The organism is uncultured Faecalibaculum sp., assembly GCF_910588395.1.
Classification (GTDB): domain Bacteria; phylum Bacillota_I; class Bacilli_A; order Erysipelotrichales; family Erysipelotrichaceae; genus Faecalibaculum.
On sequence record NZ_CAJUPA010000026.1, the window covers coordinates 26,268 to 35,027 of the forward strand.

The 8,760-nt window shown below is 55.5% G+C and carries 10 protein-coding genes; 9 read left to right on the top strand and 1 reads right to left on the bottom strand.

Going from position 1 to position 8,760, the window contains the following annotated elements:
* Positions 1 to 2: 2 nt before the first annotated feature.
* Both QZ305_RS08130 and rpsR read left to right on the top strand, forming a co-directional pair.
* Positions 3 to 620: a single-stranded DNA-binding protein gene (locus QZ305_RS08130; protein ID WP_294731230.1), complete on the top strand. Its 618-nt coding sequence runs from the start codon at positions 3 to 5 to the stop codon at positions 618 to 620.
* A gap of 14 nt (positions 621 to 634) precedes the next feature.
* Positions 635 to 865: a 30S ribosomal protein S18 gene (gene rpsR, locus QZ305_RS08135; protein WP_294731231.1), complete on the top strand. Its 231-nt coding sequence runs from the start codon at positions 635 to 637 to the stop codon at positions 863 to 865.
* Between the two features lie 206 nt (positions 866 to 1,071).
* Here the strand turns inward: rpsR and QZ305_RS08140 are convergent, their stop codons facing one another.
* On the bottom strand, positions 1,072 to 1,668 hold the full coding sequence (locus tag QZ305_RS08140; RefSeq protein ID WP_294731232.1) for a hypothetical protein: 597 nt from the start codon (positions 1,666 to 1,668) through the stop codon (positions 1,072 to 1,074).
* Between the two features lie 472 nt (positions 1,669 to 2,140).
* On the opposite strand from QZ305_RS08140, the gene QZ305_RS08145 reads away from it, so the two are divergent.
* The 7 genes from QZ305_RS08145 (at position 2,141) to QZ305_RS08175 (ending at position 8,621) form a co-directional block, all read left to right on the top strand.
* Positions 2,141 to 2,560, top strand: a complete 420-nt coding sequence (locus QZ305_RS08145) for a hypothetical protein (protein WP_294731233.1) — start codon at positions 2,141 to 2,143, stop codon at positions 2,558 to 2,560.
* Positions 2,557 to 3,030 (top strand): NADAR family protein, encoded by a 474-nt coding sequence (locus tag QZ305_RS08150; protein WP_294731234.1) that lies wholly within the window; start codon positions 2,557 to 2,559, stop codon positions 3,028 to 3,030. The genes QZ305_RS08145 and QZ305_RS08150 overlap by 4 nt, the downstream gene beginning before the upstream one ends.
* A gap of 217 nt (positions 3,031 to 3,247) precedes the next feature.
* Complete coding sequence (locus tag QZ305_RS08155; RefSeq protein ID WP_294731235.1) at positions 3,248 to 4,123, top strand: hypothetical protein; 876 nt, start codon at positions 3,248 to 3,250, stop codon at positions 4,121 to 4,123.
* 12 nt (positions 4,124 to 4,135) lie between these two features.
* The gene (locus tag QZ305_RS08160) at positions 4,136 to 6,103 is read left to right on the top strand and encodes a DHH family phosphoesterase (RefSeq protein WP_294731236.1); all 1,968 of its coding nucleotides are present in this window, start codon (positions 4,136 to 4,138) and stop codon (positions 6,101 to 6,103) included.
* Entirely contained in the window at positions 6,084 to 6,533 is a 450-nt protein-coding gene (gene rplI / locus QZ305_RS08165; RefSeq protein ID WP_294731237.1) for a 50S ribosomal protein L9, read from the top strand. Before QZ305_RS08160 ends, rplI begins: the two co-directional genes overlap by 20 nt.
* Positions 6,533 to 7,882 carry a replicative DNA helicase gene (gene dnaB, locus QZ305_RS08170; protein WP_294731238.1) on the top strand — a complete coding sequence of 450 codons (1,350 nt, stop codon included), beginning with the start codon at positions 6,533 to 6,535 and terminating at the stop codon, positions 7,880 to 7,882. The genes rplI and dnaB overlap by 1 nt, the downstream gene beginning before the upstream one ends.
* A complete protein-coding gene (locus QZ305_RS08175) occupies positions 7,872 to 8,621 on the top strand; it encodes an MBL fold metallo-hydrolase (RefSeq protein ID WP_294731239.1) in 750 nt (249 codons plus the stop codon). The genes dnaB and QZ305_RS08175 overlap by 11 nt, the downstream gene beginning before the upstream one ends.
* Positions 8,622 to 8,760: the final 139 nt, after the last annotated feature.

Below are 8,760 nucleotides of genomic sequence, written 5' to 3' on the forward strand. Positions count from 1 at the left end.
ACATGGTCAACAGCGTGGTTCTGATCGGCCGGCTGACCAAAGATCCCGAGCTTCGCACCACGGGGTCCGGAACGCCTGTCGTATCCTTCACCCTGGCGGTCAACCGCCGGTTCAAGTCTCAGGGACAGCCTGATGCAGACTTCATCAACTGCGTGGCATGGAACAAGACGGCCGAAACCATGGCCCGATACCTCCACAAGGGAAGTCTCATTGCCATTACAGGACGCATTCAGACCAGAAACTATGAAAACCAGCAGGGTCAACGGGTGTATGTGACGGAAGTTGTCGCAGACAGCTTTGATTTCCTGGAATCCAAGAACGCCGCAGGCGCAGGCGGAAACCAGTATGCTCAGAACCCTTATGGTGGAAACAGTTACAGTTCTCAGAATTACGGAGCGGGAGCGGCGAACTACAATGCGCCCGAACCTGCCCAGAACGGGTATGGAAACAGTCAGTCTGGTTATGGAAACAGCCAGCCTGCAGCCAGCTATTCTCAGCCCTCTTCATTCCAGGGCGGACGTCAGGCCAACCCGTACGCATCGCAGGCAGCTGACGATCTCTCCAGCGGTTACGGCAATGACGAGACCCTGGATCTCAGCACTGACGATTTACCCTTTTAGAAAGGAGATATTCCATGGCATTCAAAAAACAGCGGATGGGCCGCAAGAAGGTCTGCTACTTCACAAAGAACAAAATCAAGACCATCGACTATAAAGACACAGAACTGCTGAAGCGTTTCATCAACGCCAACGGCAAAATCATTCCGCGTCGTGTAACCGGCACCCGTGCCAAGTACCAGCGGATGCTGGCGACCGCCATCAAGCGTGCGCGTCAGATGGCTCTGCTGCCCTACGTGGTAGACTAGTCGAATCAGACACCGAAGTCCGGAGAAATCCGGGCTTTTTTGTGCCTCCGGAGGGTGAGGGATCGGTTTCAGGAATACTGTTTCGGGTTTTGACTGTTGTCAGGCTGAATTTGACTGCAATGACTTTGTCAAGGGAGGGCCGGCTGTCTGTCCGAAAATAAAGCCGCAGCTCCTCTGATTGGGTGCTGCGGCCTGATTGTGCCTGATCAGTTTTTCAGGCTGTTCTGCATTTCATTCCAGTACTGTTCAAACAGCTGTTCAGAACTGAGAGCCCGGTCAGCCTCGCTTTCCCGGCTGGATTTCTTCAGCCATGACAAGAGCTCACGGACTCTGCTCATGGTCATTTCAGCACCTTTCCGGAATCCTTGTTTTTCGCCTTTCTGAATTCCCGATGCCTCACCTTCCTGGAATCCTTTACGCAGGGCCGCCTCTGCCTGTTCCTTGCTCAGAAATGTGTATGCCAGTTCCACGGTGCATTCCTCCTTTGACTCACTGATCTTCAAAAGTTCTTCGTCATCGATCTCCATGCCACTCAGATGTGCCAGTCCCTTGATCGTCCATACCGGATGATGGATCTCTCCTCGGTTCACAGTATACCGCCTTCTTTCCCGCAGGCAGAGAAACAGCCGGTCATATCCGCTTTCCAGAGATGATCGGCTGTTTTGTCTGCCGTGGACAGGATAATGCCGGAAGGAAGCAGGATCGATGTCCCACCTGCGTCCGGTGATGAGTTCCATGGCTTCTTTGTGCTCTGCCGGATTCTCCAGCAGATGCCGTTCCAGGATGTCTTTCTCTTTTCCCAAAACTTTCCTCCTTCGTATACGGGGACATGATCTGATGGGTGAGTCAGGATGGCCCCTGATAGTTATATTCGCCAGATTACTGAAAGTTTGCGGAAATTTAATCAATAATATCTTCGGAGATAAGACTATAATGATAAAATCATAATGATTAGCTGATGGGGTGTTCGGAAAATGCGTGAAGTGAAAATTCATAAGTTCGAATTGAGAATGCCCAAAGTCACGGATATACGGATATAACAGAAATACATAACAGCCAGCCTCTCTGGCCCGAGAGGGCCGGCGAAAGCCAGACTATTACATAAGCCCCAGCGACTCTGGCCCTGTGTTTCTATAAAGACGCAGGGCATTTTATTATCATGTCAGGTTACAATCAAAGAGGTATTACAGTGAGAGACAAGATGCGTGATCTGGTGGATTCCGATGCGAATCGGGTCACAAATGTATTCAGCACTTTGTTTGAGAGGTGAAGAGTATGCGGGCTTATGATGAGGTCTATTTAAATGATGTGGTGGAGAACCAGGGGAAGCTCTTCGATCTGGTGGCTCATCAGTATCCCGATAAAGGCACAGAGGAGTTCATCAATGCCTATATGGCAAGCAATACCCGCCGGCATATTGATGAATCCCAGGCATATGTGAATACCATGGATGCCAGGGAACTCTGGGCCTACTTTACGGAAAAGGAGAATTATACCCTGAAGGACGGCAAGGCAATGGGCGGATTCATGCCGGACTGGATCGGCGAATTCTATGCGTATTACCAGTGGTACTATGACCTGCCCAGTGCAGAGCTTGTGCAGAAGATTCCTGTATCCTTCCTGAAAAAAGCCTATCCGGGACTTCATGATCTGGAGCTGGATCTGGCAGTAAAGAAAGTGGGGAAAGTATCATGACGGTTGTATGTTTCCACAACCCGGACGAAGAAAATGCTTATCTCAGCAACTGGTATCCATCTGTATTCACGCTGGATGGTGTCACCTTTACCTCTCTGGAGCAGTATATGATGTATCAGAAAGCGGTGACCTTTGGAGACGATACTGCGGCTGCACAGATTCTGGCCGCAGATGATGTAGCCAGGATCAAGGCCCTGGGACGAAGTGTATCCAACTATGATGACAGTCTCTGGAACGGCATCCGGCAGATCGTTGTCTATGAAGGACTTCTGGCAAAGTTTTCCCAAAACCCGGAATTAACTGCACAGCTGAAAGCCACAGGGAGTGCCATTCTGGCAGAATGCGCGGTCAAAGACCGGATCTGGGGTACTGGTCTGTCCATGGATGACCCCGACAGATTTGAGCCATCGAAGTGGAAAGGGGAAAATCTGCTGAGCTACACCCTGATGATGGTGCGGGAAAAGCTGTAAATCTAAACTCTAACTCTTGCAGGATGGGAAAGCTGCGAAAGCAACCCCATCCGCCATGGCCGGGTTCCGTCAGGATCCGGCCCCTTTCGGCTGGGTTCCGGCAGCCCCGTCCCGTGCCGGCGGCACCATCGGCATCCCTTCTTGATTTGCGGGCATCTGGCTTGAAACCGCTTTTTTGCGGTTCAACGCCCGAAGATTCCATATTATAATGCTGTCCATGAACACTGGAAAATCTGCACACATTACCACCCGGGATGTGACCAGAGGCGCCATGACCGCGGCGATCTACGCCATTCTGCTGTTTCTGAACCAGCAGACGGCGCTGGGAATCGAGACCACCATGCCCTGGCTTTTCATATTCCCGATTTACCTCTATGCTGCGGCTGCACCAGTGCAGGCGTCCTTTGTCTGTGCCCTGGCCATGATCCTGGAGACGTTCCTGTTCGGAGGATTCACCACCTGGTTCTATTCCTGGTCCGGGATCATCACCGGTTTTCTCACCGGGGTGGCGATCCGCAAAGGACTCTCCGGTCAGCTGCGGCTTGTGATCCTGTTTGTGTGTCAGTTCATTGGCAATCTGCTGACGATGCTGGTCTGGGCGGCGCTGTTCGGGATGGATCTGACGGAGGACTTCGCCATGGTCAGGGAACTGGTTCCGTGGCTGGATCTGAAAGCCTTCGTGCTGATCTTCGCAGCAGTGCTCTCGCTGATGACCGCTGTCTGCGTGCATCTGGTGGGGGCGGCTCTGCTGCTGCGGCTGCACATTCCCTGTCCACCGATCACGCCGGTGACCCGGATCCGGCCGGTGAAATGGCTGGTGTGGCTGTCGGCCGGTGCGGCGCTGCTGTTTCTGCTGCTGCCGAATATGGTACTATTGACAGAAGAAGTCAGAAGCTGGCTTCTTGCTGCAGCGCTTTGCGGCATGGTGTACCTGGATTATCTGGGCTGTGTGCGCATTCTGCAGAAATGTGTGGCTTCCGGTCACAGGGGCTGGGCCCCGGTGGCTGTCATTGGCGCATTTGTTCCGGGTCTTCAGCTGGTCTGGGTGATCCAGGGCGCGCTGTGGGGCCTGAAAAATCAGGCAGCTGCCTGATCGAGGGAGTTTATGAAATATTACACCAAGTGGCGGGACGGATTTTTTGCCGCCTTTACACTGGCGCTGGCACTGGCCATATTCCTTATATACAAGTCCTGGACAGTGGCTGCCGGTGTGGTGCTGCTCATTGCCGTCATTTTTCTGGGCTGCTTTCTGGGGTTCTGGAATGAGCTGAAAAAACGCGGGCTGCAGACCGAACTGGACATTTCCCGGGTACTGGGAAAAGATGCCAAGGATGCCCTGCAGTTCGGCAACATCGGGATCCTGACGTACAACGATGAATTTGTCTGCACCTGGGAATCGGATTTCTTCACGGACCGGAAGATCGACCTGGTCAACCGGAAGCTCACTTCCTGGATGGACAACATCCGGGATCTGGTGGATGAGGAAGTGGATTCGGTGACGGGTGAAGCGGATGGCCGGATTTACGAGGTCAGCCGCAAGCAGGATGGACAGCTGCTGTATGTGCAGGATGTCACGGAGCTGACCACGCTGCGGCGCAAGCTCCATGACCGGCAGGTCGTGGTGGGGCTGATGCAGCTGGACAACTATCTGGAGTATCAGTCCTATGAAAACGAGGACATTCTGGCGGCAATCAACACCCAGCTGCGGGGGCCGCTGGTGACCTGGGCCAAGGACAACGGGATGCTGCTGCGGCGGGTGCGGGCAGACCGGATTTTCGTGGTCTGCGACCGGAAGATCCTGCGGAAAGTCCGCCGGAACAATCTGAGCATTCTGCAGGAGGTCAAAGACAAGGCCCGGAACATGGATGTGTCCATCACCCTGTCCATGGCGTTTGCCTACGGTACCAGACATTTCACGGAGCTGGACAACATGCTCAATGATCTGATCGAACTGGCTCAGAGCCGGGGCGGGGACCAGTGCGCGATTCAGGAAGCCGGCAGGGAGATCGAGTACATTGGCGGCAATTCCGAATCCAGTTCCCAGCGCTCCAAGGTCCGGGTGCGGATCATGGCCAATGCCATTTCCGATGCGATCAGAGATTCCGGTTCTGTGTACATTGCCGGTCATGTCAATACCGACTATGACTGCATGGGGGCGGCGCTGGCGGTGTCCAACTGGGTGCGTTCCCAGGGCAAGCAGGCGTTCATTGTTCTGAAGGACATTCCCCGGGACCGGCAGCTGCAGGAGACCATGGACCGCTACAGCCGGTCTCTGGAAGAGCGGGATGTGTTCCTGACGCCGGAGGAAGCCCGGGAGCGGATGGATATGGAAAAGGATCTGCTGGTCATGGTGGATCATTCCGTGCCGGAGATTTCCAGTGCGGCGGACTTCCTGGATGAAGCCCGCCGGATCGCGGTGATCGATCATCACCGCCGGGGGGATTCCTTCGTGAAGAATCCCATGATCACCTATGTGGAGTCCCAGTCCTCCAGCACGGCGGAACTGGTGACGGAGCTGCTGCGCAACATTCCCCGGCATGTGCCGATTTTCGAGGCGGAAGCCACAATCATGTATCTGGGTCTGCTGGTGGACACCAACCGGTTCAAGATGCATACCTCGGCCCGGACCTTTGAGACCGCGGCAGTGCTGCGTTCCTGGGGTGCCAATGTGCAGGAGGCGGAGGAAGCGCTGACGGAAGACCGGGCGCTTTACCAGGAGAAGGCCCAGCTGATCTGCGCGGCGCAGGAATTCCTGGACAAGTACATGATCGCCATGACTTCCCAGCCCACGGACCGGACCATGGTGTCCCAGACCTCGGATTCTCTGCTCAGGATCAGAGGGTGCGAAGCGTCCTTCACCATTGCCCCGGATCCGGATGAACCGGCTTCTGCCCGGATCTCCGCACGAAGCAACGGGAAGGTGAATGTGCAGCGGATCATGGAAAAAATGGGCGGCGGCGGCCACTTTGCAGCAGCGGCCTGTCTGCTGCCGGATACCACTGTGCAGCAGGCGAAAGAACAGTTGATGAAAACGATAGAGGAGGATACAGACCATGAAAGTGATCCTGCTTAAGGATGTCAAAAAAGTCGGCAAAGCCGATGAACTGAAGGAAGTCAGCGACGGCTATGCCCGCAACTTCCTGATTCCCAGGGGACTGGCCATGGCGGCCAGCCCGGCGAATCTGAAAGCCTATGAAAAGGAGATGCAGAAGCGCGCAGATCAGGAAGCCGAACTGAAGAAGCAGGCGGAGCAGACTGCGAAGGAACTGGAAGGTGTGACCCTGGAGTTCCAGCTCTCCCAGGGCGCAGGCGGCCATGTGTTCGGAACCATTTCTTCCAAGCAGATTGCCGTGGCGCTGGCGCAGAAGGGCTTTCCGGTGGAGAAGCGCAAAATCATGATGACCGATCCGGTGGATTCCCTGGGAACCACCAAAGTGAAAATCGACCTGTATCACGGACAGGTCATCGGTGAAGTTAGCGTCCACGTAAGCCCGAAAAACTGATGGCAGACACAATGCCCAACGCCCAGGTCATGGAACAGTCCCTCCTGGGCTCTTTGCTTGTTTATCCCCGGGTCATGACAGACTGTGCGGATCTGGGGCTTGCACCGGAAGAATTCTATATTCCCGGTCATCAGACGCTGTATGCGGCGATGCAGGACCTGGATGCCTCCGGCCGGGCGCTGGATCTCAACAGCGTGGTGCTGCGACTGCAGGAAAAAGGGCAGCTGGAGGCGGCAGGCGGACTGGATTACATCATTGCCCTGGTGGACGGGGCGGTGTCCAGCGCCGGGGTCAAGACCTACATTGAAACGATCCAGGATAAATACCAGCTGCGGCGGCTGATCGAGACGGCGGATCAGATCCGGGAGACCGCCATGGATTCCGCGGACAGTCTGGACGACATTCTGTCCCAGAGCGAATCCGCCGTCATGGATGTGACGCGCCGGACCCGGGGAACGGATTTTCTGTCCTCCCGGGAGATCGTGGACCGGGTGCTGGAGCAGCTCAAGGAGCTGCGCAACACCTCGGGCATTACCGGCATCCGGACCGGCTACACGGATCTGGACAAAATGACCAATGGCTTCCAGAGAGGGGATCTGATCATTCTGGCAGCCCGGCCGGCCATGGGAAAATCCGCACTGGCGCTGAACCTCGCGGTGCAGGCGGCCAGACGCAATCCCGGGGCGGTGGCGGTGTTCTCACTGGAAATGCCGGCGGATTCCATCATGAAGCGTATGCTCTCCAGCGAATCCAAAGTCCAGTCCGGCAAGCTGCGGGATGGCCGGCTGTCCAACGAGGAAATGAACCGTCTGTTTGAAGCCGGCAACGGTCTGGCGGAGTCCCAGATTTATCTGGATGACACCGGCAGCATCAAGGTGAATCAGATTTTCTCCAAATGCCGGAAACTGAAATCCGAGCAGGACAGCCTGTCCATGATCGTCATTGACTATCTGCAGCTGATCACCGGGTCCCGGTCCGATTCCCGGCAGCAGGAAGTCTCGGAGATTTCCCGGAGTCTGAAGATCCTGGCCAAGGAAATGGACTGCCCGGTGATCGCCCTGTCCCAGCTGTCCCGGAAAGTCGAAGACCGCACCGGGCATGAACCGCAGCTGTCGGATCTGCGGGAATCCGGTTCCATCGAGCAGGATGCGGACATTGTCATGTTCCTGTACCGGGAAAACTACTACGACAAGGACAAGGAAGCCCAGGAGCAGATCGAGGTGGTGGATCTGTCCCTGGCCAAGCACCGGAACGGCGCCATCGGCAAGATCCAGCTGGCATTTGAAAAAGGCGTCTCCCGGTTCACCAACTACGCCAGTTCCAGAGGAGACGATCTGCATGCGGGTTGATCTTCTCTGTTCCGGCTCCAAAGGCAACAGCTGTCTGGTGACTTCCGGAGATGCCAGACTGCTGATCGACTGCGGGAGCACAAAGCGGTATCTGACCCAGGCGCTGGCGCAGGTGGATGTCAGGGTGGAGGATCTGCTGGCGGTGCTCATCACCCACAGCCATTCGGATCACATCTCCCAGCTGAAACTGGTGAAGGATGTACCGCTGTTTTCCTGCTGCGAGCTGAAGGAAGGCGTCCGGAAGCACCGGATCATGCCCGGAGACTGGTTCATTCTGGGTCCCTTCAGAATCACGGTGATCGCCCTTTCCCATGATGCCCCGGGAGGCTGCGTGGGCTACAAAATCGACGACGGTACCAGTACCCTGGTGTACGTGACGGACACCGGGTTTGTCCCCAATGCCGCCCGGGATGTGCTGGCGGGGGCGGATGCCTACGTCTTCGAATCCAACCACGATGTGGAAAAGCTCATGGCTACAAACCGGCCGATGTATCTCAAGCAGCGCATTCTGTCCGCATCCGGTCATCTGAACAACGCGGATTCTGCGCACTGCCTCTCGGAGATCGTGACCGGGAAGACCAAAGAGGTGATTCTGGCGCATTTGTCCGATGAAGCCAACACGCCGGATCTGGCACTGGAGGCTTTCCACGAAGGATTTGCCAGTCAGGGCCTGAATGATTCCGGTATCCGTGTTCAGTGCGGACAGCAGAAAGTCATCACATCCACAGAAGAGTTCTGAAAGCCGTTACCCCGGTGCAACAGAACTCTTTTTCTGTCACTTCCGGCAGCAGGGGGCATGGCCGACGGTTTATCCGGGATAAAAGTTGTAAAATCCCGTCTTTTACAGTTTGAAGCGTGAAATCGGCGAGAAGCCCTTT